Here is a 25,701-nt window from a genome sequence, read left to right as displayed (position 1 = left end):
AACCGGACGCTTGCAGCTTGGCCTCGCAGAAGCGTCCGGCTGAAGCCGGACCCACCATTTTCCGGGCGCCCTTTTAATGAGGGTCTTCGTGAACTCGTGTGGGTAAAAGCGGGGCATTTCAGAGCGCCGGCAGCATGCAGGTAAGGACTTTGAGGCGGAGATATTCCTCGTCGCGCAGTCCGTAGGCGCGGCGCTGGATGACGCGGATCTTGTTGTTGAGCCCTTCGACGAAGCCGAGCGAGACCTTGTTCTCGGGCTGGCAGTAGGCGGCGATGCCGTCCCAATGGCGCTCGATCATGTCGGCAAATTTCTCGAACGGTTTCAGACGCTGCCAACGCAGCGATGCGCGCCATTGATCGAAGAAGCGCCGCGCCCAGGCTTCGCGCTGGTAGTCCCAGAGTTGGCCGAAACTTTCCTTGAGCAGGTAGGCGGTGTTGAGACGCCTGTTCGCGGCGAGCAGGCGTTTGAGCGCAGCGCGGCCATCGACGCTGAGGTTCTCGCGATGCGACAGCAAGGTGTATTTGTGGCCCTTGATGTAGCTGCGATCCTTGCCGCTGAGGCGGGCGTATTCGGACTTGCGTACTGCGTCCAGGGCGTCGCCCAGATGGCGCATGACGTGGAACTTGTCGAACAGGATCGCCGCCTGCGGTGCATGCGCCGTGGTCGCGTTGCGAAATGGCTTCCACATGTCCATCACCGCAAGCCGGATGCCCGCGGATTTCCTTGTGCCAAGCGCCTCGTAGAACATCGCCATGCTCGCCTCGGAACGATCATTGCCGCCGAACCAGATCGGTCGCCGACGGATCAGATCGCTGACCACAATGCGATAGGTGTGACCCTTGCGGATCGAGATTTCGTCAATGCCAATCGCCTTCGGTCCGGGCATTCCCGCGCGCTTGAGTTGCTCGGCCATGTACTGCTTGTCCAGCGCCTTCACCGTCTGCCAATCAAGCTTGAATTCCTTGGCGACATCGCTGATCGAGGAACCGCGACAGCGCTGCCCGATGTGCCACGCAAACCGCTTCGTGTAGAACGGATTGTCGGCCAGGAAGTCGAGCTGCTCCGTCTTCACCTTGCCGCAAGCTGCGCAGGCCACACGCCGGACCACGATGTCGAGATAGACCCGAGTGTCGCCACAGGACAGGTCGCGTACGCGTCGAACACGATGGTCGTACCAACCGAGCTGAACACGTCCGCAACATCCGCAGACGGTTTTTTTGCGCGCCGTTCGAGCGCGATGACCCGCGCCTTCGGATCACCTAACACGCCCTTGATCGCCGCCTTCGCACGGCAACCCGGGAACCGATACGCGTCGAGCAGGCGACGCACCCGAGCAGACGATTTGGCCATCGCTCAAGCGTGCCAGAATTCCCACCAACCCCAAACTGCCGCATCGCCAAGCTGGATGCGCCTTGCAGGGCGAGCTACGGGCTCAAATCACCCACACGGCTTCACGAAGAGCCTTTAATGAACGCGGGCGCGCGAAATCGGTCGCAGCCGTCAGTCCGCGATTTGGTGCATCGCGGAAATTTGTGCTTGACAATTCCACGAAGCGGCCTCTAGCTTCGGGGCCATGACGACCCCCTTCGCCGCCACGAATCCGAGCCAAGACATTGCCATGTCGCGGCGACTCGTGGGTGCGAACTCACTTCTCAACCTCGTAGTACTCATTACGCCCTCACCCGAGCGGGATGCGTGCTTGACCTGACCTAGACCAAGAATCAGGACTCCACCGAAACCCCCGCTCCGGAAGGACGCGGGGGTTTCGTTTTTTCGGGGTCCCAAATTCCCGAACCGAGACAGACCGAATGCGTAGCAATGCCATCAAACACGGACCCGACCATGCACCCGCACGCGCGATGTTGCGCGCCACCGGGCGCGACGACGCGGCAATCGCGAAACCCTTCGTCGCGGTTGTGCATTCGTGGTCGGACGTGTCGCCGTGCAACTTCACCCTGCGCGCTGCCGCCCAGCACGTGCGCCGCGGCATCGAAGCCAACGGCGGCACCGCGATCGAGTTCAACACCATCGTCGTCACCGACGGCATCGCCATGGGCACCGCCGGCATGCGCGCCTCGCTGGTGTCGCGCGACTGGATCGCCGACTCGATCGAGCTCGCGGTCAACGGCCACAGCCTCGATGCAATGGTGATCCTGTGCGGTTGCGACAAGACCATCCCGGCTGCGGCGATGGCCGCCGCGCGCATGAACATCCCGACCGTGGTGCTGTACGGCGGCTCGATCGCGCACGGCGTGCACCACGGCCAGCACATCACCATCCAGGAGGTGTTCGAAGCGGTGGGCGCACATTCGGCCGGGCGCATCGACGACGCCGAACTGCTCGCAGTCGAGAAGGATGCCTGCCCCGGTGCCGGCGCCTGCGGCGGCCAGTTCACCGCGAACACGATGGCGATGGTGATGACCATGCTCGGGCTGTCGCCGCTCGGCGCCAATGACTTGCCGGCGATCCATGTCGATCGCGCCCGTGCCGGCGAAGATTGCGGCCGCCTGGTGATGGAATGCCTGCGCCGCGACTTCACTCCGCGCCAGGCGCTGACGCCGGCCGCGTTTCGCAATGCCGCACGCATGGTCGCCGCGACGGCCGGGTCGACCAACGCCGTGCTGCACCTGCTCGCGATCGCGCACGAGGCCGGGGTGCCGCTCGCGATCGACGACTTCGATGCGATTGCCGCAATCACCCCGGTGATCGCCGACCTGAAACCCGGTGGCCGCTACACCGCGATCGAACTGACCGCCGCCGGTGGCACCACGCGCGTCGCGCAGATGCTGATGCAGGGCGGCGTGCTTGAAGACCACCCGAGCATCGAGGGCGATTCGATGCTGGCGCTGCTGGCGGATATCGATCTCGGCGAACAACCGGAGCCGGTGGTGTACCCGCTGAGCCAGCCGCTGAAGCCACGTGGCGGCTTCGCGATCCTGCATGGTTCGCTGGCACCGGAAGGTTGCGTGGTGAAGCTCGCCGGCCACGGCCGCATGCGCTTCGAGGGGCCGGCGCGCGTGTTCGACGGTGAGCCGGCGGCGTTCGCCGCGGTCCAGGCCGGCAGCATTCGCAGCGGCGATGTCGTGGTGATCCGCCATGAAGGGCCGGCCGGCGCACCGGGCATGCCCGAGATGCTGGCGGTCACCGCGGCGCTGATGGGCCGCGGCCTCGGCGCCGAAGTCGCGCTGATCACCGACGGCCGTTTCAGCGGCGCCACGCACGGGCTGATGGTCGGCCACGTCGCGCCGGAGGCGGCGCGCGGCGGCCCGATCGCGGCGATCGCCGATGGCGACCCCATCGTCATCGACGTCGACGCGCGTCGTCTCGACTGCCTCGCCGACCTGTCGGCGCGTAAACCCGATCCGCTGCCGCCGCGCGCGACCCGCGGCGTGCTCGCGAAATACGCGCAGCTGGTCGGGTCGGCTTCGAAGGGAGCGATCACCAGTCCCTAGAGCAACCCCCTCCCAACCTCCCCCTGGCTGCGCCAAGGCGAGGAGCCATTCACCCAAGCATCCACCAGGAGCAACACGCAATGAGCCCGATCACCGCAGCACTGAAAGAACAGACCATCGCCGTCATCGGTTACGGCAGCCAGGGGCGCGCGCATGCGTTGAACCTGCGCGACTCCGGCTTCCAGGTCATCGTCGGCGCGCGCCGCGACGGCCCAAGCTGGCACCAGGCCCAGGCCGATGGCCTGCAGGTGTTCGAACCCGGCGCGGCCGCGGCCAAGGCCGACCTGATCGCGCTGCTCACGCCCGACATGCAACAGCCCAAGGTGTTCGAGGAGTCGATCGCACCGAACTTCAAGCCCGGCGGCGCGCTGCTGTTCGCGCATGGCTTCAACATCCACTTCAAGCAGATCCAGACCGACGACAAGTGGGACATCATCCTGGTGGCGCCCAAGGGTCCGGGCGCGCTGGTCCGGCGCGAATACGAGACCGGCCACGGCGTGCCCTGCCTGGTCGCGGTGCACAAGGACGTGTCCGGGCAAGCGCTCACGCGCGCACAGGCCTATGCGCACGGCATCGGCGGCGCCCGCGGCGGTTTGATCACCACGAGCTTCGCCGAGGAAACCGAGACCGACCTGTTCGGCGAGCAGGCGGTGCTGTGCGGCGGCGTCACCGAACTGGTGGTGCAGGGCTTCGAAACGCTGGTCGAAGCCGGCTATCAACCCGAAGTCGCGTACTTCGAGTGCATGCATGAGCTGAAGCTGATCGTCGACCTGCTGCACGAAGGCGGCATGGCCAAGATGCACCGCTACATCAGCGAGACCGCGCAGTACGGCGACCTCACCCGCGGCCCGCGCATCGTCGACTCGAGCACGCGCCAGCACATGCGCGACATCCTGCACGAGATCCAGGACGGACGCTTCGCACGCGAGTGGGTCGCCGAATACCGCAGCGGCAACGCCAACTACAAGGCGTTGAAGCAGGCCGATCTCGACCACCCGATCGAGACCGTCGGTGCCCGTCTGCGCGCGCGCATGCCCTGGCTCGATCCGGCCAAGCGCGCCGCACACGCAGCCGCGGCTCCAGCCGCCGCACCCGCGAAAGAACCCGCCACCGCCTGAGCGCAGACCATGACCCACTGCGACGACCATGATGCGATGAAGACCGGAGCCGAATGGCTGATCCACGCGCTCGAAGCCGAGGGCGTGGACACCGTATTCGGCTATCCGGGCGGCGCCATCATGCCGGTCTACGACGCACTCGTCGGCTCCAAGCTGCGACACATCCTCGTGCGCCATGAACAGGGCGCGGCGCTGGCCGCGGTCGGCTATGCACGTGCCAGCGGCCGCGTCGGCGTGTGCATGGCGACCAGTGGTCCCGGTGCGACCAACCTGCTCACCGGCATCGCCGATGCATACCTGGACTCGGTGCCGATCGTCGCCATCACCGGCCAGGTGCCAACGCACCTGATGGGCACCGATGCCTTCCAGGAAGTCGACGTGTTCGGCATGTCGCTGCCGATCGTCAAGCACAGCTTCATCGTGCGCCGCGCCGAGGACATCGCAGCGACCGTGCGCGAGGCCTTCGCGATCGCCGCCGAAGGACGTCCCGGCCCGGTGCTGATCGACCTGCCCAAGGACATCACCGTGGCCAAGGCCAAGGCGCGTCCGAGCACGCGCATCGAGCAGCACCCGGGTGCGCCGCACGGCAAGGACATCACCCAGGCGCGCGCGCTGCTCGCGGCGGCACAGCGGCCGGTGATCTACGCCGGCGGCGGCGTTGGCATCGCCCACGCCGAAGCGGCCCTGCAGCGCTTTCACGAAATCACCCGCGCGCCGGCGGTGTGCACGCTGAAGGGCCTCGGCGGCGTCGACGCCAATGATCCGCTGTATCTCGGCATGCTCGGCATGCATGGCAACCAGGCGGCGAACTTCGCGGTCGACCTGGCCGACCTGCTGATCGTGGTCGGCGCGCGTCTGGATGATCGCGCCACCGGCAAGCTCGACACCTTCGCGCCGCACGCGCAGGTGATCCACCTCGACGCCGACGCCGCCGAGATCGGCAAGCTGCGACATGCCGATGTCGCGCTGCACGGCGACCTGATCAAGAGCCTGGATGCACTGGCGATGCCGCTGCGCATCGACCCGTGGCGGGCGCACTGCCAGGGACTGCGCGTGCAGCACCAGTGGCGCTACGACGCCCCCGGCGACGACATCTACGCGCCGCTGCTGTTGAAGCAGTTGAGCGAACTGGGTGGTCCCGACATGGTCGTCAGCTGCGATGTCGGCCAGCACCAGATGTGGGTGGCGCAGCACTGCCGCTTCTCCCGCATCAGCCATCACCTGTCGAGCGCCGGACTCGGCACCATGGGCTTCGGCCTGCCGGCCGCGATCGGCGCGAAACTCGCCCGCCCGGCTGCCACCGTGGTCTGCGTCAGCGGCGACGGCTCGATCATGATGAACATCCAGGAGCTGGCGACGCTGCACCGCTACGGCATCCCGATCAAGATCGTGTTGCTCGACAATTCCGGCCTCGGCATGGTGCGCCAGTGGCAGACGCTGTTCTTCAACGAGCGCCACAGCGAAGTCGATCTTTCCGACAACCCGGACTTCGCCGAGCTGGCGCGCGCGTTCCGCATCCCGGCCGCGACGATCACCCGCCGCGAGCAGGTCGAACCCGCCCTGCGCGCGCTGCTCGACGCGCCTGGCGCGTTTCTGCTGCACGTGAAGATCGACGCCCGCGCCAATGTCTGGCCGCTGGTGGCCCCGGGCAAGTCGAATGCGCAGATGATGGTCGAGCAGCCCGCCACCGCCGCGTCAGCGCCATGACAAAGCGTCATCAGCATCCCGCAAGAAATCGCTTGACACCTCCACAAGCCCACCACTAGTTTCGAACCCATGACCCGTCGCCCCGCCATCCACGCGTTGTCCACGCACACCTCTCCGGTGTCGCCGGCGACCGCGTGCATCGCTGCCGCCGGCCGCTGCGTTTCGCTCGTACTCGTACTCGTACTCATTACGCCCTCACCGGAGCGGGAAGAGTGCTTGACCTGATGCGATAAGCAACCCAATCAGGACACCACCGAAACCCCCGCTCCGAAAGGCGCGGGGGTTTCGCGTTTTGGGGCCCCGGAAATCACGATGACAGGAGAAATGACCATGAACGACATCCATGCCCTGGGACTGGTTCTCGCCCGCAGCGAAGGCGCGCTGCTGCGTCTGCTCGGCACCGTGCAGCGGCGCGGCTTCGAGATCGCCGGCCTGAGCACGCAGCCACGCGACGCCGACACCTGGATCGTGTTGATGCAGCTGAGCTCGGCGCGCGATGTGCAGACGCTGAAGCGCCAGGTTGAGAAGCTCTACGACGTGGTCGGCTTCCTCGACACTGAAACCAGCCCGCGCCGCATGCCGCAGCCGCAGTTCGCCGCCGCCGCCTGAGCCCGCCCGATCCCGAGAGGTAGACCCCATGTCCTTCAAAGCCACCCAATACATCTGGCACAACGGCCACTTCGTTCCCTGGCAGGACGCCAAGGTGCACGTGCTCGCGCATGGCCTGCACTATGGTTCCTCGGTGTTCGAGGGCATCCGCGCCTACGCGACGCCGAAGGGCACGGCGATCTTTCGCTTGAGCGACCACCTGGAGCGCCTGTACGAATCGGCGCGTATTCATCGCATGCGTATTCCCTATGCGCGCGCTGAATTGCACGAAGCCTGCCGCCAGATCGTGCGCAACAACCGTCTCACGCGCGGCGCCTACCTGCGCCCGATCGCCTATCGCGGCATGGTCGGCTACTCGCTGGCACCGGACCCGAATGCGCCGGTGGAAGTCGCGATCGCGGCCACCGAAATGGCTGCCTTCCTCGGCAACGAAGCGATCGGGAACCGCGTCGAGGCCTGCGTCTCCTCGTGGCAACGCCCGGCAGCGAACACCTTGCCGGTGTCGGCCAAGGCCGGTGGCAACTACCTCAACAGCCAGCAGATCAGCATGGAAGCCGCGCGCCACGGCTACCACGAAGGCATCGCGCTCAATGTCGATGGCATGCTCGCGGAAGGCGGCGGTGAAAACCTGTTCCTGGTCAAGCGCGGCGTGCTGTACACGCCACCGACCGGAGCCGCGATCCTGGCCGGCATCACCCGCGACTCGATCCTGCAGATCGCCCGCCAGCTCGGCTACGAGGTGCGCGAGCAGGCGATGCCGCGCGAGGCACTGTACGTCTGCGACGAGGCGTTCTTCACCGGTACCGCCTGCGAGATCACGCCGATCCGTTCGATCGACGGCCTGACCATCGGCGAAGGCGCGCGCGGACCGATTACGCGCGAATTGCAGGACGCGTTCTTTGGCCTGTTCAACGGCAGTACCCACGACGCCTGGGGCTGGCTCGATCACGTCGGCGGCGGCGAGATCGAGGTCGAACACGACCTCGCCACGGCACTGGCATGACCTTCCCGGCCGCCGCCGTTGCCTGCTCCACCCCTTCCCCGGCGGCGGTGGCGGCCACCTACCTGCAACGCGTACTCAAGGCGCGCGTCTACGATGTCGCGATCGAGTCGGCGCTGGAGCGCGCACCACGACTGTCGAAGCGACTCGGCGCACTGGTGCTGCTCAAGCGCGAAGACCAGCAGCCGGTGTTCTCGTTCAAGCTGCGCGGCGCGTTCAACAAGATCGCCTCGCTCGATGCGGCGGCGCGCGCACGCGGCGTGATCTGCGCCTCGGCCGGAAATCACGCGCAGGGCGTGGCCCTGGCGGCGCGCCGGCTCGGCCTGCGCGCGGTGATCGTGATGCCGACCACGACGCCGCGCATCAAGACCCAGGCGGTAGCCGATCTCGGCGCCGAGATCGTGCTGCACGGCGACGACTTCGATGCCGCCTGCGCGCATGCGCGTGAACTCGAACGCGAGCAGGGCCTGAGCTTCGTGCATCCGTTCGACGACCCCGAAGTGATCGCCGGCCAGGGCACGATCGCGATGGAGATCCTGCGCCAGCGCCACGGCGAGGAGATCGGCTGCATCGTGGTGCCGGTCGGCGGCGGCGGCCTGATCGCCGGCGTCGCTGCCTATGCCAAGGCGCTGTATCCGCACATCCGCATCATCGGAGTCGAATCCGAGGATGCGCCGACCCTGCGCGATGCACTCGCCGCCGGACACCCGGTACGGCTGCCGCGCGTCGGCGTGTTCGCCGACGGCACCGCGGTGCGCGAGATCGGCCACGAAACCTTCCGCGTCGCGCAAGGCCTGGTCGACGAGGTCGTGCTGGTCTCGACCGACGAAATCTGCGCCGCGATCCAGGACATCTTCGAGGACACCCGCGTCGTCGCCGAGCCCTCGGGTGCGCTCGCGGTCGCCGGGCTCAAGCGCTGGCTGCAGTCCAACGATTGCGGCGAGCGCGCCTGCGTCGCCGTGGTCAGCGGCGCCAACATGAACTTCGATCGCCTGCGCCATGTCGCCGAACGCGCCGACCTCGGCGCCGAGCGCGAGATGCTGCTGGCGGTCAGCATTCCCGAACAGCCGGGCAGCTTCAAACGCTTCTGCGAAGTCATCGGTACGCGCGCGGTCACCGAGTTCAACTATCGCTACCGCGATGTCGGTGCCGCACACATCTTCGTCGGCCTCGCCATCGACCCCGGCAGCGACGACCGCGCCGATGTCGTACACGCGATCCGCGCCGCCGGGCTCAAGGTCGAGGACCTGAGCCGCAACGAGATGGCCAAGCTGCACGTGCGCTACATGGTCGGCGGCAAGGCCGCGGGCATCGCCGACGAGCGCCTGTTCCGCTTCGAGTTCCCGGAACGTCGCGGTGCCCTGCTCAAGTTCCTCGACGCCATCGGCACCGACTGGAACATCAGCCTGTTCCACTACCGCAACCACGGCTCCGACCACGGCCGCGTCCTCGCCGGCATCCAGGTCCCGCCCGCCACCGCGAGCGCCTTCACCCAACACCTCGCCGAGCTCGGCTATCCCCACGCCGAAGAAACCAGCAACCCGGCGTATCGGGCGTTTTTGTAACTGCGAACGAAGCGCAACCATCTGCTGCGCTGCTCTGGCGCACCGCCGGGTCCTCGCTCAAGGCAAGGCGTGCACCGCGCAGACTCCGGCCAAGCGCTTGTCTCCGGCGCACGGGCGTGCGGTCAGCCAGTCGCCGCGGTAGTCGAGCAGGCGGTCGCAATAGGCCGCAACGCGATTGCGCGACAACTCTGACAGCACGAATCGCTCGTCTCCGAGCAATTCCCAAAGCGCGACGCCAGCGAGAATGCCGCCGCGATAGCTACTTTCCAGCGACCAAGTCGTAACTCCGTGCTCGCGTGCGTACGACCGAAACATCTGCCTGCTGGTGAGCTGGTGAGCTTTTCGCGTCCAATCCGGTGTCACCGGAGCTCCCGATGCAACCACCACCTGGCGAAGTTCCGCGCCTGCAAGCGTGGCGCAGGTCTGGAAGGAGTACGCCATCGCTTCCTCACTGACAAGGTTGGCTCGCGGAATTCCGAACCCGCTCGCACTCGTCGCGAACACATGGGTCAGCTCGTGCAGGGCCACCGTCTGCAGGTTCCAGAGCGCATCGAACTCCGCGTACTCCTCGGAAGCCGACCCCACTCCGATTGCGATCCGCATCGGTACGCCGCGATCACTGATCGGTTGTCGAGAACGATGGCGCAGGTGAAATCCTGCGGGCACCAGGATCACCTCCACATCAAGCCCGGGAATCGGTCGCGAAAAATGCTTCTCCATCTGGGAGACCATCCACAGCGCAGGCTCCCAAAAGAGCCCCTTGGCCGGACTGGACGCTGGATCGATGTTCGGCACAATCGCCGCCGCGTAGGTTTCCCGCGCGAGCGGCGCAGGCGAGATCAGCAAGCGCAGCGCCACCTTTCCCGAGCGTGCCTCCCGAAGCACGATGAACTCCTCGACTGGCAACGCCTGATCGCCATAGTCGAGTTCGCTGTCTACCCGTACCAACGTCTGCGAGCCACGCCGAACGACACTGACCTCCGCGGACGCCACCGGCGCGGATGCGACAGGTACCGACTGGATCGTCATCACCAAGAGCAACAGCAACGCGCCCCACAGCGTTCGGTTTCGAGATTGCTGGGTCGATTCAACGCGACGGAATTGACCTTCCCGAAACCGGCTCTCCTGCCCTTGTTCACGCATCACCAAGTAACCCAAGAACTATCTCCAGCCAATTGGCTCTCACTCGTGCATCGCACCAACTGAACGTACTGCGCCGGACACGGGAGTGGAAATTCCACCCCCGCGCGAAACCTGTCTATTCCAGCGCGCAACCGTCGCAACCGCCATCACCGGCACCGCTGTACCAACTTCTTGAACCACCGACATCAACGACACCATCGTAGACAATCTTGAAGGTGACCAGATTCGTGCCGGACTTGCTGAAGAAGCCGACGCTCGCCACATCTCCAGCAACCTCATCTGCCATTCCGTTTTGTCCGCGCAGCCAGGAGTTCACAGCTGGCGGGTTATCGAATCGCACTTCGTATTGCTGCTGGGTTGCCGGAAAATTGGCAGAGGCAACGATTGCCCCATGGCGACGCAACACGATGTTGATTGAGGTCGCCACGTAGCTCTTCGCCACCAAGTTGGATTCCGACAGATCAATCCACACACGCGCTGCATCAAAGGTATTGAAGTCGAGCGTTCCACTCGCCGCGGATTTTTCAAACGTGGCTCGGCATTGTGCTTGGTGGACCCCTCCACTACTTCCTCCGTGACCGCTGCAGGAGACCTCTTTCACTCGCGTCCCTGCGCAGCCAACCATGGCCAATCCAGCCAGCACTGCGAAACCCAGCCAAGTTTTTCCGTTCATGTGTTTGTTCCTCTACTCGTGACCCCCTGCCGCGACGAAACTACCCCCCCCCGCAACACTGTCACAACCTGTCACTTCTTGCAGGTAGACAGGTGAAGCGCTCCTTTTGCCGTCGGCCTCGTCAGCAACCCTGGCACCCAACGCCGCATCGATCTCGCGCGCGCGACTACCGCAACCACGACTCCGACCACCGCAATGGCGCGAACAGGTTCATAGCATCGCGCGAAACTGTTCTGGCGTCAGCCCGGCGTCGCGCACGGCGTCAAGGTGACTGATGCCGGGAATCTTCGGGATGGCTAGCGCGCGACTTCGATCTCGCGCACGTCTTCGCCTTCAAGCTCGGCATCGATCGCCGCAAGATACTCGCGGATCGCGTCGCTGATGTTGGTGATCGCCTCCGCCTCGGTGGCGCCTTGCGACCAGCAACCGGGCAAGCCGGGCACGGACACGGCGAATCCCTCGTCGGACGGATGCAGGGCGATTCGATAGCGCATGGCGGTCACCTCAAGGCCGATTGTAAGCCTCCGCTGCAGGCAAGTCAGGCTTTCACCCGCCGCAGTCATCGCTGGCGCCATGATCGCCGCATGTCTGGCGGAGGCGGAGCATGCGATGCAGATGACCGAGTACCCACACGGGGCGCCGTGCTGGTTCGAGCTGGAGACGAGCGACCACCGCGGTGGGCAGGCGTTCTGGTCGCAGTTGTTCGGATGGGCCTGCGACGACTTCCCGATGCCGGGTTCGGACGCGGTGTACACGATGTTCGCGCTCGGCGGCGATGCCCACGTGGCGGCGGTGTACGCGCTCGATCCCGCGATCGCCGCTCAGGGTTCAGTCCCGCACTGGAACGTCTACTTCCGCGTGCTCGATTGCGACACGGCGACCGCCAAGGCGCTGGCCGCAGGTGGAAGCGTGCTGGCCGGGCCGTTCGATGTCGGCACGCACGGCCGCATGAGCTATCTCGCCGATCCGGAGGGCGCCGCGTTCGGGCTCTGGCAGCCCTTCGAGCACCAGGGCGCCGGGCGTATCCACGAAGTCGGCGCAGTCGGTTGGGTCGAGCTTGCGGCCCGCGACACGGTGCGTGCCGCCGAGTTCTATCGTGCCGTGCTCGACTGGGAAGTCAGCGAGATGGAAATGCCGCACGGGCTATACCGGCTGTTCGCGGCCGGCGGCACGCAATGGGGCGGCCTGCTCGGCATGACCGAGGAGTGGGGCGAGATGCCTGCGCACTGGTCGATCTACTGGCGCGTTGCAAATGTGGACGCCGCCGTCGCGAAGGCGAAGTCGCTCGGCGGCATGCAGTGCTTCCCGAGCTTCGACGCGCCCGGTGTCGGCCGCATCGGTCGCGTCAATGACGCGCAGGGCGTCGGCGCCTATCTGATCGAGTTTCCATCGGCCGCCTGAGCAGGTTGACGCAACGGTTTCACTCGAACGCGGCGACCCGCGCTTCGAGTGCGGCAATGCCCTCGCGCAATGCCAGCACCTGTGCCTCCAGCTCGGACACTCGCTGCGCCAGCGGCGATGCGCCGACCACCGTCGCAGGCTCGTCGTCCTCGCGCCGTGCGTGTGCCTCCACCGGGCCGCAGAACAGCTGGGCGTAGCGGTCTTCACGCTGCCCGGAGGCGCGTCCGATGTTGCCGACGAAACCGCGCTGCTGCAGGCGCTCCAGCACCTGCTTCACGTCATCGAGCGACCCGACCTCGGCAAGGCGATCGCTGCGCGTCAGCAACTCCGGCGCCGACTGCGGCCCACGCAACATCAGCAGGCACAGCAGCGCACGCTGCGGTTTGGTCACGCTCAACTTGTCCTCGATGCGATGCTCGTAGCGATGCGCACGCGAGCCATGCACCACACGCACCCAGCCGCGGTCCTCGAGTTCGCGCAGCGCGTGGCCGACCTCGCCCTCCTCGACATTCATCAGCGGTTCGCGACTGGTCTTCTGGTTCGCTGCCAGCACCAGCGAGTTCACCGTCAGCGGATACGCCTCCGGCGTCGTCGCCGCCTTCTCGATCAGACAACCGACGATGCGGGCTTCGGTCGGACTGAGGCACAACGCCTCGTCGAGTGGTTGGGTCATGCGTGCCTCCTGGGCAGAAGACGCGCAGTGTGGCGCAGCGCATCCGCTCGCGCATCCACCCACCACGGGGCAAGTCCACTGCTAGCATCGCCGCCAGTGCCACCACCGGAGAAGCATCGTGAACCGCTTGCTTGGCGTCTGCTTGTTCGCACTCGCGCTGGTCTGCCCGCCCACTGCGCGCTGCGCCGAGGCTCCGCTGCTGCTGGTGCTGGACGGTTCTGGGTCGATGTGGGGACAGGTCGGCGGCGAGGCCAAGATCGTCGGCGCGCGCCGTGTCGTCAACGAACTGGCATCCGGGCTCGACGATGCGACTTCGCTGGGACTGATCGCCTACGGCCATCGCCGCGAGGGTGATTGCAACGATATCGAGGCGCTGCTGCCACTGGCTGCGCTCGACCGCGACGCGCTCCGCAAAGCCGTCAACCAGATCACCCCCAAGGGCAAGACGCCGATTACGGCAGCGCTCCAGCGTTCGCTGGAATTGGCTCCGGTGAACGCCACCGTGGTGCTGGTCACCGATGGCCTCGAAACTTGCGGCGGTGATCCTTGCGCCGCAGTGAAGACGGCCAAGGCAAAGGGCTCCGAATTCGTCCTGCACGTCATCGGGCTGGACGTGGGCAGCGAGGATGTTTCCTCGCTCGAGTGTGCCGCGCAGGCCGGGGGTGGGCTGTACTTGCCCGCGAAAGACGCTGCCGAACTGGCGCATGCGCTGCAAGCTGCGGTCGCAATGCCCTCGAATGCTCCCGCAGGCGCGCTCGTGGTCGAGGCCAGGCGCAACGGCGCACTGCAGGATGTCGCGTTGCGCATCCAGCCCGAGGACGGCGCCATCGACATCGTCGCCCGCACCTACGCCACAAGTGCGACCAACCCGCGCACCATCCCGCTCGCGGACGGTCGCTACGCCGTGCAGGCCACCGCCATCGGCCTCGCCGAATCCGCGCCACGCCGCTTCGCGGTGGAAATCCGCGGTGGCGAACGCGTCCCGAAACTGCTCGACTACTCGACCGGCGAACTCTTCGTTGGCGCCACCCGAAACGGGGCGCTCACCGACGTCCGTTACCAAGTGTTCAACGCCGGGGACCGCCTGGACGCCGTCGCCGCCGGACGAACCTACGACCATGCCAGCCACAACCCCGCGCGCGTGGTACTGGCGGCCGGCCACTACGACGTGGTCATGGACGGACTGGATCTGGCCGACAAACCGCGCCACGAACAACGCGATGTGGTCGTCTCCGCCCAGGGGCGCAGCGAGTCGGCGCACGACTTCGCCGCGGGCACGCTGCAGCTCGGCGCACAGCGCGGCGACCATCTGGCCGATGCCACGATCCAGATCGAGCGAGACGGCAAGGCTGTCACCGCCGGCCGTACCTACCAGAGCGCCGCTTCCAACCCGAAGTCCTTCGTGCTTTCGCCCGGCGACTACCAGGTCCGTATCACCGAAATCCGCGGCGAAGCCCGGCGCCTCGCCATCCGCATCGACGCCGGCCAGACCCAAACCCACAGCATCGACTTTGCGATTGCCGAGCAGAAGGCCGGCGAGTAGCGCTACCTCGGCTGTTGCGCGGCCGCGACGATGGATGCGCGCGCCACCTCACGGCGCCGGCTCAGGCCGGGCCGCTTGGCGCAAACAACGGGAAGAAATCGCGGTCGGCCTTGAGCAGGTGACGGGAGACAACTTCGTCGGCGAGGAACTCGACGACGCCGCCAAGGTTGGCGTCGCCGCTGTCGAGCGCGGTGCGCAACTCGCGGGCGCGTTCGAGCAGGGTGGCGTGGATGCGTCGGTGTGCGTCGAGGCGCGCGTAGCCGCGCGCCGCCAGCTCCGCCTCTTCGTCGGCGAAATGGGTGGCGACGTGGCGCAGCAGGCGGTCGTAGATCGGCGTGACCAGGTTCTGGCTGCTGCCGTGGGTGAGGAAGGCGTCGATCAGCTCGTTGGCCAGGTCGAACAGTTCGCGATGCTCGCGGTCGATCACCGCATTGCCGCACTCGTAGGCCTCCTGCCAGACCAGATGCAGGGCCGAGGTGCCATGCGCTGCCGCCCACAGGTCGGAGTTGCCGCGCGCATCGACGCGCATCGCGTTGCGACCGGCGCACTTGGCGGCGTAGAGCATGACGTCGGCGCGGTGGAACCACTCGTCGGCAGACTCGGAGGCCAGGTGTTCGGCCACACCGAGGCTGACCGTCAGGCGGCCGACGCCAGGGAATGCGTGCCCGGCGACGGCCTCGCGCAGGCTTTCGGCGACCCGCGCCGCGCCGCGATGCCCAGACGCGGTGGCCAGCACCGCGAACTCTTCGCCACCCCAGCGGAACAGCCGGTCCGACGTCCGCACCGCCAGGCTGGCAACGCGCGCCAAATCGGACAGGACCTGGTCCCCGACCTGGTGACCGAAGCCGTCGTTGACATCCTTGAAGTGATCGACGTCGAACAGGATCAGCGACAGCGGTTGCTTATGCCGCAGGCTGCGCCTGATTTCGGGATCGAGCGAGCTGTCGAAGTGCATCCGGTTCCACAGGCCGGTCAGCGCATCGGTGACGACGCGCCGCTCGAGCGCCGCGATGCGCTCGCTCAGGCTCAGCGTGGCCGGACAGGCGGTGAGCCCCGGACAGTTGTCCGGGAGCGAGAACGGACCGTGGTCCACGTGCGCCATGCCGACACTCCCCGCGAATAGCGAAAGTCCCGCCGCCTGCATCCCCAGACGCAGACGCCACCCCCCGGTGCCGCCGGATGATTGCACTGCGCGCCGGGACGCACAATCCGACCGCTGCCAGTGACGTCAGCACCACCGACCAGGTCAGTCGGATGCGATCGCGTCGATCTGCTCGCGATAGCGCGTGCGCGCCTCGGCGTTTTCGACCCGTCCGAGGCGGGCGCGCGCGTCGGCGGCGGCACGCCGACTGGCCGCCGCGTCGACCGGGCGCAGTGCGCGCGCATGACCAATCAGCGTCTCCACACGCAGGTCGTCGGGCAACTCGGCGCGGTCGATCAGCGCGAGCGCCTGGTGCGTGTACCGCGCCGCCTCGGCATGCCGTTGCAGCTCGATCAGACTCTGGGCGATGCCATTCAGCACGTACACCAGATCCGGGTGGTTCTCGCCGAACGCGGCGCGGCCTGATGCCAGCGCGCGTTCGTAGGCCGGCACCGCTTCGGCATCGCGGTTGGCCGAGTCGAGCGCGATCGCCAGCGTGAGCAAGGCAGCGTGGCTGGTAGCGTGCTGCTCGCCGTAATTGGCCAGCGCGATTGCCAGCGCGCGCTCGGATTCGCGGATTCCGGCGGCGAACTCGCCAAGGTATTGCAGGATCTGAGCGTAGTTCGAGCGCAGCTGCGACAGCCGCGGATGCTCGGCCCCCAGCGCCGCCTCGGCGCGTGGCAGCAATCGTTCGTACACGCGACGCGCCTCGGCGTAGTCCCCGAGCGCGAGTGCGGCGTTGCCGAGCATGCTCTCGACCTGAAGCGACTCGAACACCGGAGCCGCCTCGCCCAGGGCATCGATGCGCCCGCGCGCCGCCTGGGCGATGCCGCGGTACTCCTCGTAGCGACCAGCCTGCAGCGCGAGTCTTCCTTCGCTGAACAGGACTTCCAGCTCGCGCAGCGGCATCGACTCGCCGCTGCGCACCATCTCGGCGCGTGCCAATCCTCGCCACCAGGCTGCGGCCTCGGCCTGCTTCAATCGCTCGCCGATCACCGCCGCTGCGCGCGCGGCCGCCGCAACGCTGGCAAGGGCATCGCGCGCCGTCAGCGCAAGCACGTAGGCTTCGCGATAGCGCGCGGACGCCGGCTCGTACTCGCCGCGTTCCTCGCGGATGCGAGCGTCCAGCAGCGCCGCCTCGGCTGCCAGCGGCGGATACTCGAGCGCCGCCGCCGGCACCGCCGCGACCCGTTTCGCTGCCGCATCCACGCGCGCCGCCAGCATCTCGGCGCGTGCCGCCGCAAGTTCGTCCCCATGATGCGCGACCAACGCGCGCAGGCGCGCATCCACCGGCAGCGCCGGCCGCTCCAGCATCGACTGCGAGGTCGTGCAACTGGCGCTGTCGGACAGTCCGTCCAGTACTTGAGCCGAGCGCCCGACCAGGCCGGCATCGGCTTCGGCGAACATCGCCAACAGCTGCGCGGCTTCGGCGTGGCGACGATCGAGACAGGCATTGCGGAGATCCGCGAGCGCCGGCGACTGCGTGCGCTGCACGTGCGTGGCCCGACACACGGCGGAACGCTGTGCGTGCAGGTCCTGGCCGTAGTCCGCCAGACGCTGGAGCACTTCGTCGGCGGCGACGCTGGCGAACGGCAGCCGGCTCGACGCAAACGACGCTCGCACGCGCGGCGTGACCGCTGCGAGCGTTGCGCCGAACGCATCTTCGCCATCGGCGCAAGGCGCCGGCGCGCGCAGCGTCCAGGCGGCGGCGACCGCAGCAACCGCTGCAACCGCCAGTCCCAGCAGGATCGTCCGCCGTGGCGGGGCCAATGCGGCGCGCATCGCCGCGACCAGCACCGCGAGGTCGGCGTGGCGCTGGGCCGGATCGATCGCCAGTCCACGCAGCAGCAATTCGCGCAGACGCGGCGGCAATGCTGCAAGCGCAGCCCGGTCCGGCACCACCGCGGCTTCGCGCCGATGTGGCTCACGCAGACCGCGTCCGACAACGAGCTCATACCAGGTCGCGCAGAACGAAAACTGGTCGGCTGCTGCCGAGGCGTCCTCACCGGCGATCTGTTCGGGCGCCGCGTACTGCGGCGTGTAGGCGGTCTGGGTCATTCCAGGTCCCGGCGCTTCCTCCTCCGCCGACGCACGCGGCAGCGGTGCGGCATCAATGCCGGCGATGCCGAAGTCGATCAGGTGTGCCGAGCCCGCGGCATCGACCAGCACGTTGTCGGGCTTGATGTCGCGATGCACGATGCCCTGCGCGTGCGCGTGGCCGAGCGCCTCTCCCACTTCGATCATTAGCGAGGTCGCGGCGCGCCACCCCGGCCGTGTCTCGTGCTGCCACTTCCGCAGCGGGCGACCATCGATCCACTCGGTGGCCAGGTACAAGCCATGCGCGCTTTCGCCGACGTCGTGAATCTGCACGATGCCGCGGTGGTTGAGCCGCGCCAGTGCGCGCGCTTCGCGCAACACGCGCTGATGCTGCTCGCCGGTCTGCGCCTGATGGCGCAGCAGCTTGATCGCGATCTTGCGATCCAGCGTCGGGTCGTACGCGGCATACACCCTGCCCATGCCGCCCTGGCCGAGCAGGTGCAGCACCACGAAGCGGCCGACGCGGGCCCCGACCTCGAGCGGCGTCGCCTCCAGCAACTGCGGCTGCCAGGGCGCCGTCGCTGCAGTTGGCAGCGGTTGCGTCTGCGCTTCTTCGCCAGCGCCGCTCATGCCGCGAACCCGTGTTCCTTGAGCTTGCGGTACAAGGTACTGCGCCCGATGCCGAGCAAGGCCTGAACGCGGTCGAGATCGCCCCGTGCCAGTTCCAGCGCGCAGCCGAGCGCGTCGCGCTCGGCGCGCAACAAGGCCGCGTCCAGCGTCAGCGGCTGCGTCGAGGCAGGCGTGCGCACGCGCGCGCCCAGGTGGCGCAGATCGAAGGGTTCGCCCGGCTCCAGCTGCAACGCGGCGCGCTGCATTTCGTTGCGCAATTCGCGCACATTGCCTGGCCAGGAGTATTCGAGCAGGGCCGCGAGCGCGGCTTCGGTCACGCCCGGGCAGCTGCGCCCAAGCGCGGCAGTCGCTTCTTCGAGGAACGCGCGCGTCAGCCGGATCACGTCGGTGCGGCGTGCACGCAGCGGCGGCACTTCGAACTCGAATCCGGCGAGACGGTGGAACAGGTCGAGCCGGAAGCGCCCCTCGCGGACGGCGGCATCGAGCGCCTGGTTGGTCGCGGCAATGAACCGCACATCGATCGCCGTCGCCGTGCGGGCGCCGACCCGAAACACCTCGCGCGCCTCAACCGCGCGCAGCAGCTTGGCCTGCAGGTCCACCGGAAGTTCGCCGATCTCGTCGAGGAACACGGTCCCGCCGCGCGCTCGTTCGAGAATGCCGACGCGTTCGCTGACACCGGTAGCGACGCCTCGCTCGATGCCGAACAGCTCCGCCTCGATCAGGTCCTTCGGAATCGCAGCGCAGTTCCAGGCGACGAAGGCCGCGTCGCGGCGGTCCGATTGGGCGTGCACCCAGCGCGCAACCACGTCCTTGCCTGAACCGGATTCGCCGGTCAGCAAGACCGTGAGCGACGACGGCGCCACCTTGCCGAGCGCGCGCAGCGACTGCGCGAACATGGCGTCGCTGGTGATCAGTGCAACCTCGGCGGATGCTGTCGCGCCGCCACCGCCGCCGGTGTCGACGACGCGGTCCGACAGGCGCGCAATCAGCCCCAACAGGGCTTCGACCAACGGCGCATCCGGCGCCATTGGCCCGACCGTCCAGGCCAGATGCAGGCCGGCTCGCTGGCCGTGCACGGCCCCATCCAGTACCCCGCAATCAGCCAGCACGACCGCGGCATCCTCCACGTCCGCGGTGATGCGCAAGCCGGCGAAGAAGCCTTGTGCGACAAGGGCGTCACCCAGCAGCTGCAGCCGCAGACCGCGCCCGAGCCCGCTGCCACGCTGCACCGCTTCGTCCAGCGCGAGGATCAACCGTCGCCAGCGGTCTGCAGCGATGGTCGTGGCCGCTGCCGGTTCCTTTGCCGAGCCGCGGCTCGCGGGAGTGGCCGCGAGATCCAGCAGGATCTGCGCACCCGCGGCGGCAGGCGCGAACACGATGACGAGCGGTCCGAGCTCCACCCGCAACGGCGCGTCGGTGGCCAGTTCGCGGATGCGCTGCCCCTGGGCGCGGGTGCCATTGCGCGAGTCCAGGTCGCGCAACAGGTAGCCGCCATCGGCGAATACCTGCACTTCGAGATGGCGCCGGGAAACGCCGGCGAGCGGCAGGCACCAGTCGCAGCCGGCATCCGACCCGAGCACGTGGACGCCGGCAGTGAACCAGTGCCGCACCACCGGCAGCACTTCGTTCGACTCGGCTTCGGCGACCACGCGATAGTCCATCGCACAAGCATGCGCGAGGCGCAGGCCGACCACAAGCTGCGCCCCGGACACTGCCGAGTTACTCGAACTGATCCTTGAAGATCTCCGGCGACTGCGCGACCACGCTGATCGCGTGCTCGTGGCTGTCGTTGGCCCCCTGTGTCTCGGTGTAGCCGCTGCCGCCCACGGCAAAGGCGACGCGGGCGGTATCACCGGGTAGCGCGGCCGAAGAAACGCGCAGGCTCGCGTCGCAGACCAGGAAACCCTCGCTGCCCGGACTCAGCATGGCGATCACTTCGGCGTGGATCGCGATCGACGCCGCCGATGCCGCCGCATTGAGGCCCGGCATGCACACCAGCGACTCGACCGCCAGCTTCTCCAATGGAAACAGCCTCACGAACGCATCCGGCACGCGACTGGGTCCGTCGTTCATGACAGCAAACTGGAACGACACGATGGCATTGGGCGCGGCGGCCGCGGGCGCCCCCAGCGCGACCACGCGCAGGTCGGCGACACGCTGGATCGGCGCGATCCACTGCACGCGATTGTTGGACGTGTTCGGATCGAGCCCGGTCGCGCCCAGCATGGTCGGGCGGTAGACGTCGGCGTAGCCACCGATCAGCGGACTGTCCATGGTCGCATTTGGCGTTGCCGTGATGGTGACTTCGGCGGTGGCATAGACGCCGAGATTGATGTCGGCCTGCACCAGCCCGCCACTGCCGCTCGGCGTGACGCAGGCCGCGCCCGAGACCGGCAAGCAGGTGAAGCTGACATCGCTGAAGCCGCCACGCAGGTCCGATTCGAGGCGCGCACCGTCGATTGCCGAGGGCCCGAGGTTGCGTATGCGCGCCGTCCAGCTGAACGGCATGCCGGGCACGATGGCATTGCCTACCCCGGGAGCCGTCAGCGATACGAAACTGGCTTCGAGATCGGCGCTGGCGATCGGCGTGGGGCTGCAGTCGAGTTCCAGACTCCAGTCTTGCAGCGTGCCGGCGTCGCCCGTGGCGCTGTCGACGACGCGCAGTCGCCAGGCGCCATCCGCGGCCTTGCCGATGAAGCCGGCGAGCGCTTGCGCCGGCTGAAAGGTCCCGAGGATCGCGTGACTGGCTGGAGGGCTGGCAGCGCAGACATTCTCGGCGTCGGCATCGGCGCGGTCGTCGAACACCGCGCGGATGTGTTCGTCGCCACAACCGACGGTACTGCCAGGCACACCCGGACGATCGAGCAGGACGCGCGAGCTGCCATCCGGTGCATGCAGCGTCACGGTCAAGTCGCCGACCCAGGTGTGGGCGATGTCGACGCCGACCCGCAGGCCGCGCACGTAGCCACAGCCCAGCACAGTCCGGTTCGAATCCAGCCAGTTGTTGAAGAACTGGTTGTCGGGAATCGCCGCTCCGCAATTGGTGGTCACCGTGTTCCCGCAGTGGCCACCCGGCAAGCTCACCGCTGCCGCGATGTCGCGGGTCAGCGTTTCCACGAATGCTTCCGAGCAGCCGCCCGCGGCCTGTGGTTGCACGGCGCCCGGCAGCGAGAACCCGCCATCCACCAGACTGCCGCTGCAGCCGCTGCCCAATCCGACACTCCCGGCCGTTGCCAGCGCGTTCTGTCCATTGCTTAGCGCCAGTCCATTCCGCCACGTGAAGGCGGTTGCGGTCGCAGCGTCGGCAAGCCAGGTGCTGCGTCGGATCGCGTTCAGATTGCCGTCGAGCAGACTCAGGAAACTGCTGCAGTCGCGATCGCTGCGGGGTCGCAGCGGCAGCAACCCTCCGTCGATGCCGGGCAGCCAGTGCTGGTCGCTGGCGGCAACACCGCTGCCCTCGAAACACGCACTGCCGAGCACCCGCAATCCGTCCTCGTGGACCAGAAAGTCCACCGCGTCATCGTCGCCAAATCCGCCCAGATAGGTCAGGGCTTCATGCCCACCCGCAGCTGGAAAAGCAGCCAGGAACAGGTCCCGGTTGCCGCGCAGCTCGGTCTCCGCGCCTGGACTCGAACCCTGCGGCAGGTCGGGTGAATTGGTATCACCGAGCAACAGGATCGAAGCCCGGGACGCGTCGTAGAGCAGGCGGACGGCTTGCAGTGTTCCGGTCGGAGCGACCAGCGTGCGGTCGGTGTAGGTGGATTGCAGATCGGGGCTGAACTCGCGGATCAGCACGCCGCGACCGGCGCCAAAGCTCGGCACTGCTTCGCCATACCAATCACCGTCCGTAGCGTGATGGAATGCAGCGTACACAGGGCCAGGCAACTGCGTGCTCACGGCCAACCCGTTCTCGATGAGGTTCGGGACGATTCGCTGGTCCTCGATGCCGACCAACGTGATCGGCAGTCGCAACAGGCGCGTGCGATACGGCCGCAGGTAGTCGTCGCTCGCAGCGTAGCCACTGGCGACATACAGCGAGGCATCCATGCTGCTCACGGCGAGGGCGCGCAGCGCATGGTCCCTGTGATCTGTGGAAAGGATGCGAGCGGCCAACTGCGAGGCCAGGTCCGCGGAGAAACGCCACACGCGCAATGGATACGCGCTGGTTCCACCGCTTGCGGCGATGAAGACATCACCGGACGGGCCATGCAAGGCCAGCTTCAGCGGGAAGCCGAGGAAACCGCCGCTGGCACTTGGTGGAAACACCAGTGTGGCCAGGCGCTGGGAAAGATCTGGCGAAAGGCGCGACACATACGAAAAGCGCGTCGGCGGCATGGCCCCGACACCGGGAAGATCAAGCGAATCACTTTGCCCCGACATCAGCAACGAGCCATCCGCCTGGGCCACAACATTCTCGATGGCGAATTCCTCGCCGCTGCCGCCGTGATAGGTCCGCGCCAGATAGGGATCGACATGCAGCGCACGCTTGCGGTCGTAGCGTCCGAAGTCGAACGCAACGCGATGGCCATCGATGCGATAGCGCACGCGCACGGGTTCGATGCTGTCGTCTGCGCCGAACTGCCAGGCCTTGGGCGCCGACCAGGCGAGCGTCTCGCCGCCAAGTGCCAGCGACAGGTCACCGCCATCGCGGTGCGCAACGTCATCAACGCCTTCAAAGCGCAGGGTCAGGCGTGCGGCATCGACGCCCGGAGCGATCACGAACAGCTGCTCGGCCGACCCGGCCTCATTGCGGCGCAAACGGTACTGGACATCGCCATCGCGTGCGCGCATGCCCAGTTCGGCGAATCGCGGTATGGGCGTCGGCCCCGCCTCGGTCAGCAGCTGCACGGTGTCGGGCAGTCGCTGCGCACCTTGGGGCGAGCTCCAGCGACCATAGCCCTCGACGAGCACCTTGAAGCTGCGGTGCTCGCCGTCGGCGGCGCGCAGTGCGAACGCGAGACTGCCGTCGGCGTAGACCGCGATGTCCGCTTGCGGCGCGCGCAAACCAAAGCTTGCCTGGTCGGCATCCGGCGCGAACGCGCCGACGAAGCCCTCGCTGCGCCAATCCGGCGCACTGGCTGCGGGCGCGGGCGGGGCCGCTCGGCCCTCCAATGCGAGGAAAAAGGTGCTGAACGCAAGCATCAGGCAACAAATGAGGCGGGACATGGCGAACTCCTGGGGGTGACGCGCCCCGATCGCAGTTCGCGTGCCAAACCATATCCCATTGTTTTTACTGCACATTTTGCGCAGCTTCGGCCATGGCGTCCCGATTGCGGGACGCATCGATGGCGAATCGGCCCGGCCTGTCCCGCAGCCAGGACGAGCCCAAAAGCACAAAGCCCGCTGCGAAGCGGGCTTTGAGTGGCACGAGCAATCCCGCGTGCCGGCGGGTGGAATCAGCTTGACCGCTCCGGGTTACGGCGCGATGACGCGGGTATCTCAGCCGCGTTTCATCATCCGCGCTTCATGAACTTGAAGAACTCCTCGTTGGTCTTGGTGTCCTTCATCTTGTCGAGCAGGAACTCGATCGCGGCCAGTTCGTCCATCGGATGCAGCAGCTTGCGCAGGATCCAGATCTTCTGCAGCAGGTCGGGGTCGATCAGCAGTTCTTCGCGGCGGGTGCCGGAGCGGTTGATGTTGATCGCCGGATAGACGCGCTTCTCGGTGATGCGACGGTCGAGGTGCACTTCCATGTTGCCGGTGCCCTTGAACTCTTCGTAGATCACCTCGTCCATCTTCGAGCCGGTATCGACGAGTGTGGTCGCAACGATGGTCAGCGAACCACCCTCTTCGACATTGCGCGCGGCACCGAAGAACCGCTTCGGTCGCTGCAGTGCATTCGCATCGACACCGCCGGTCAGCACCTTGCCGGAGCTTGGCACGACGGTGTTGTAGGCGCGTGCCAGACGGGTGATCGAGTCGAGCAGGATGACCACGTCCTTCTTGTGCTCGACCAGACGCTTGGCGCGCTCGATCACCATTTCGGCGACCTGCACGTGGCGTGACGCGGGCTCGTCGAAGGTGGAGCTGATCACCTCGGCGCGCACCGAACGCTGCATCTCGGTCACTTCTTCCGGACGCTCGTCGATCAGCAGGATGATCAGGTGCGCTTCCGGATGATTGTGCACGATCGCCTGGGCGACGTTTTGCAGCAGCATGGTCTTGCCGGCCTTCGGCGGCGACACGATCAGACCGCGCTGGCCCTTGCCGATCGGCGCCATCAAGTCGAGGATGCGGCCGGTGATGTCTTCGGATGAACCATTGCCGCGCTCGAGATGGAAGGCCTGACGCGGGAACAGCGGCGTCAGGTTCTCGAACAGCACTTTGTTCTTGCTGGCTTCCGGTGGCTCGCCGTTGATCGCGTCCACTTTCAGCAGCGCGACATAACGTTCGCCGTCCTTCGGTGAGCGGATCTTGCCGGTGATGTAGTCGCCGGTGCGCAGGTTGAAGCGACGGATCTGCGAGGGCGACACGTAAACGTCGTCGGGACCGGCCAGGTACGAGGCTTCGAAGGCGCGCAGGAAGCCGAAGCCGTCCTGCAGGATTTCGAGCACGCCCTCGGCATCGATGCCTTCCGGCGTGCGCGTGAGCACCTTCAGTACCGAGAAGTTGACGTCTTGCTTGCGCGCGCGCGCCACGCCTTCCTGAATGCCGATCTTCTCGGCGAGATCGAGCAGCGCCGCCGGCGACATGCGCTTGAGCGCAGTCAGGCTGGTCGGCGCATCCGGCGGAATGGTGTAGTTCTGGCGCTGCGGCGGCTGAAACTCGCGCTCGCCGTTGCCGCCCGGCTCGCCATCGCCCTGGTCGGCGGGCATGCCGTCGTTGTTGGGACGCGGGCCGCGCTCGCGGTCGCGGTCCTTGAACCGCTTGCGGAAGCGCTCGCGGCGCGACACGCGCTGGCCGCCTTCACCGCTCTCGGCAGCGCCCTCGCCTTCCTGGCGTTGGCTGTTGCCATTGGATTCGCTGCCGCCCTGGGCAGTGTCGGGAGCGGCGTTGCGCTGCTCGGAAA

Annotated in this window: 16 protein-coding genes and 2 pseudogenes; 8 read left to right on the top strand and 10 right to left on the bottom strand. The window is 67.0% G+C overall.

What is annotated here, in order from left to right; genetic code table 11:
- Positions 1–118 precede the first annotated feature (118 nt).
- Positions 119–1,234: pseudogene (locus IPG63_07835) on the bottom strand (ISL3 family transposase).
- Positions 1,235–1,808: 574 nt separating this feature from the next.
- On the opposite strand from IPG63_07835, the gene IPG63_07830 reads away from it, so the two are divergent.
- The 6 genes from IPG63_07830 to ilvA all read left to right on the top strand — a co-directional run bounded on the left by IPG63_07830 (position 1,809) and on the right by ilvA (position 9,451).
- Positions 1,809–3,452 carry a dihydroxy-acid dehydratase gene (locus IPG63_07830; protein MBK6727154.1) on the top strand — a complete coding sequence of 548 codons (1,644 nt, stop codon included), beginning with the start codon at positions 1,809–1,811 and terminating at the stop codon, positions 3,450–3,452.
- Between the two features lie 80 nt (positions 3,453–3,532).
- Complete coding sequence (gene ilvC / locus IPG63_07825) at positions 3,533–4,570, top strand: ketol-acid reductoisomerase (GenBank protein ID MBK6727153.1); 1,038 nt, start codon at positions 3,533–3,535, stop codon at positions 4,568–4,570.
- A gap of 36 nt (positions 4,571–4,606) precedes the next feature.
- A complete protein-coding gene (locus tag IPG63_07820) occupies positions 4,607–6,277 on the top strand; it encodes an acetolactate synthase 2 catalytic subunit (GenBank protein ID MBK6727152.1) in 1,671 nt (556 codons plus the stop codon).
- Between the two features lie 330 nt (positions 6,278–6,607).
- Entirely contained in the window at positions 6,608–6,886 is a 279-nt protein-coding gene (locus IPG63_07815; protein ID MBK6727151.1) for an ACT domain-containing protein, read from the top strand.
- A 28-nt stretch (positions 6,887–6,914) separates the two neighbouring features.
- The gene (locus IPG63_07810) at positions 6,915–7,889 is read left to right on the top strand and encodes a branched-chain amino acid transaminase (GenBank protein MBK6727150.1); all 975 of its coding nucleotides are present in this window, start codon (positions 6,915–6,917) and stop codon (positions 7,887–7,889) included.
- A gap of 47 nt (positions 7,890–7,936) precedes the next feature.
- A complete protein-coding gene (gene ilvA / locus IPG63_07805; protein MBK6727149.1) occupies positions 7,937–9,451 on the top strand; it encodes a threonine ammonia-lyase, biosynthetic in 1,515 nt (504 codons plus the stop codon).
- 57 nt (positions 9,452–9,508) lie between these two features.
- On the opposite strand, the gene IPG63_07800 is transcribed toward ilvA, so the two are convergent.
- From IPG63_07800 to IPG63_07790, 3 genes are all read right to left on the bottom strand, one after another.
- Positions 9,509–10,609 carry a hypothetical protein gene (locus IPG63_07800; GenBank protein MBK6727148.1) on the bottom strand — a complete coding sequence of 367 codons (1,101 nt, stop codon included), beginning with the start codon at positions 10,607–10,609 and terminating at the stop codon, positions 9,509–9,511.
- A 100-nt stretch (positions 10,610–10,709) separates the two neighbouring features.
- A complete protein-coding gene (locus IPG63_07795) occupies positions 10,710–11,267 on the bottom strand; it encodes a hypothetical protein (GenBank protein ID MBK6727147.1) in 558 nt (185 codons plus the stop codon).
- A gap of 296 nt (positions 11,268–11,563) precedes the next feature.
- Positions 11,564–11,761 carry a type II toxin-antitoxin system HicB family antitoxin gene (locus IPG63_07790; protein ID MBK6727146.1) on the bottom strand — a complete coding sequence of 66 codons (198 nt, stop codon included), beginning with the start codon at positions 11,759–11,761 and terminating at the stop codon, positions 11,564–11,566.
- Between the two features lie 79 nt (positions 11,762–11,840).
- Between IPG63_07790 and IPG63_07785 the strand changes: the two genes are divergently transcribed.
- Positions 11,841–12,668 carry a VOC family protein gene (locus IPG63_07785; GenBank protein ID MBK6727145.1) on the top strand — a complete coding sequence of 276 codons (828 nt, stop codon included), beginning with the start codon at positions 11,841–11,843 and terminating at the stop codon, positions 12,666–12,668.
- Positions 12,669–12,687: 19 nt separating this feature from the next.
- Here IPG63_07785 and IPG63_07780 read toward each other — a convergent pair whose 3' ends face one another.
- Complete coding sequence (locus IPG63_07780) at positions 12,688–13,341, bottom strand: YceH family protein (protein ID MBK6727144.1); 654 nt, start codon at positions 13,339–13,341, stop codon at positions 12,688–12,690.
- A gap of 118 nt (positions 13,342–13,459) precedes the next feature.
- Between IPG63_07780 and IPG63_07775 the strand changes: the two genes are divergently transcribed.
- Positions 13,460–14,884: a VWA domain-containing protein gene (locus tag IPG63_07775; protein ID MBK6727143.1), complete on the top strand. Its 1,425-nt coding sequence runs from the start codon at positions 13,460–13,462 to the stop codon at positions 14,882–14,884.
- Between the two features lie 61 nt (positions 14,885–14,945).
- Here IPG63_07775 and IPG63_07770 read toward each other — a convergent pair whose 3' ends face one another.
- From IPG63_07770 to rho, 5 genes and pseudogenes are all read right to left on the bottom strand, one after another.
- A complete protein-coding gene (locus tag IPG63_07770) occupies positions 14,946–15,986 on the bottom strand; it encodes a diguanylate cyclase (protein MBK6727142.1) in 1,041 nt (346 codons plus the stop codon).
- Between the two features lie 144 nt (positions 15,987–16,130).
- Complete coding sequence (locus IPG63_07765; GenBank protein MBK6727141.1) at positions 16,131–18,692, bottom strand: serine/threonine protein kinase; 2,562 nt, start codon at positions 18,690–18,692, stop codon at positions 16,131–16,133.
- Positions 18,689–20,404, bottom strand: coding sequence for a sigma 54-interacting transcriptional regulator (locus tag IPG63_07760; protein ID MBK6727140.1), 1,716 nt, complete (start codon positions 20,402–20,404; stop codon positions 18,689–18,691). The genes IPG63_07765 and IPG63_07760 overlap by 4 nt, the downstream gene beginning before the upstream one ends.
- A 7-nt stretch (positions 20,405–20,411) precedes the next feature.
- A complete protein-coding gene (locus tag IPG63_07755; protein MBK6727139.1) occupies positions 20,412–23,858 on the bottom strand; it encodes a proprotein convertase P-domain-containing protein in 3,447 nt (1,148 codons plus the stop codon).
- 287 nt (positions 23,859–24,145) lie between these two features.
- Positions 24,146–25,636 (bottom strand): annotated as a pseudogene (gene rho, locus IPG63_07750) (transcription termination factor Rho).
- Positions 25,637–25,701 lie beyond the last annotated feature (65 nt).

The sequence above is a fragment of the Lysobacterales bacterium genome (assembly GCA_016703225.1).
Classification (GTDB): domain Bacteria; phylum Pseudomonadota; class Gammaproteobacteria; order Xanthomonadales; family Ahniellaceae; genus JADKHK01.
This window is presented reverse-complemented; position numbering and strand designations above follow the sequence as displayed.

Excerpts from the sequence above, each read along its gene's own strand:
- IPG63_07830 (MBK6727154.1), top strand. The coding sequence starts at position 1,809 with ATGCGTAGCAATGCCATCAAACACGGACCCGACCATGCACCCGCACGC.
- ilvC (MBK6727153.1), top strand. The coding sequence starts at position 3,533 with ATGAGCCCGATCACCGCAGCACTGAAAGAACAGACCATCGCCGTCATC.
- IPG63_07820 (MBK6727152.1), top strand. The coding sequence starts at position 4,607 with ATGAAGACCGGAGCCGAATGGCTGATCCACGCGCTCGAAGCCGAGGGC.
- IPG63_07815 (MBK6727151.1), top strand. The coding sequence starts at position 6,608 with ATGAACGACATCCATGCCCTGGGACTGGTTCTCGCCCGCAGCGAAGGC.
- IPG63_07810 (MBK6727150.1), top strand. The coding sequence starts at position 6,915 with ATGTCCTTCAAAGCCACCCAATACATCTGGCACAACGGCCACTTCGTT.
- IPG63_07795 (MBK6727147.1), bottom strand. The coding sequence starts at position 11,267 with ATGAACGGAAAAACTTGGCTGGGTTTCGCAGTGCTGGCTGGATTGGCC.
- IPG63_07790 (MBK6727146.1), bottom strand. The coding sequence starts at position 11,761 with ATGCGCTATCGAATCGCCCTGCATCCGTCCGACGAGGGATTCGCCGTG.
- IPG63_07785 (MBK6727145.1), top strand. The coding sequence starts at position 11,841 with ATGATCGCCGCATGTCTGGCGGAGGCGGAGCATGCGATGCAGATGACC.
- IPG63_07780 (MBK6727144.1), bottom strand. The coding sequence starts at position 13,341 with ATGACCCAACCACTCGACGAGGCGTTGTGCCTCAGTCCGACCGAAGCC.
- IPG63_07770 (MBK6727142.1), bottom strand. The coding sequence starts at position 15,986 with ATGGCGCACGTGGACCACGGTCCGTTCTCGCTCCCGGACAACTGTCCG.
- IPG63_07765 (MBK6727141.1), bottom strand. The coding sequence starts at position 18,692 with ATGAGCGGCGCTGGCGAAGAAGCGCAGACGCAACCGCTGCCAACTGCA.
- IPG63_07755 (MBK6727139.1), bottom strand. The coding sequence starts at position 23,858 with ATGTCCCGCCTCATTTGTTGCCTGATGCTTGCGTTCAGCACCTTTTTC.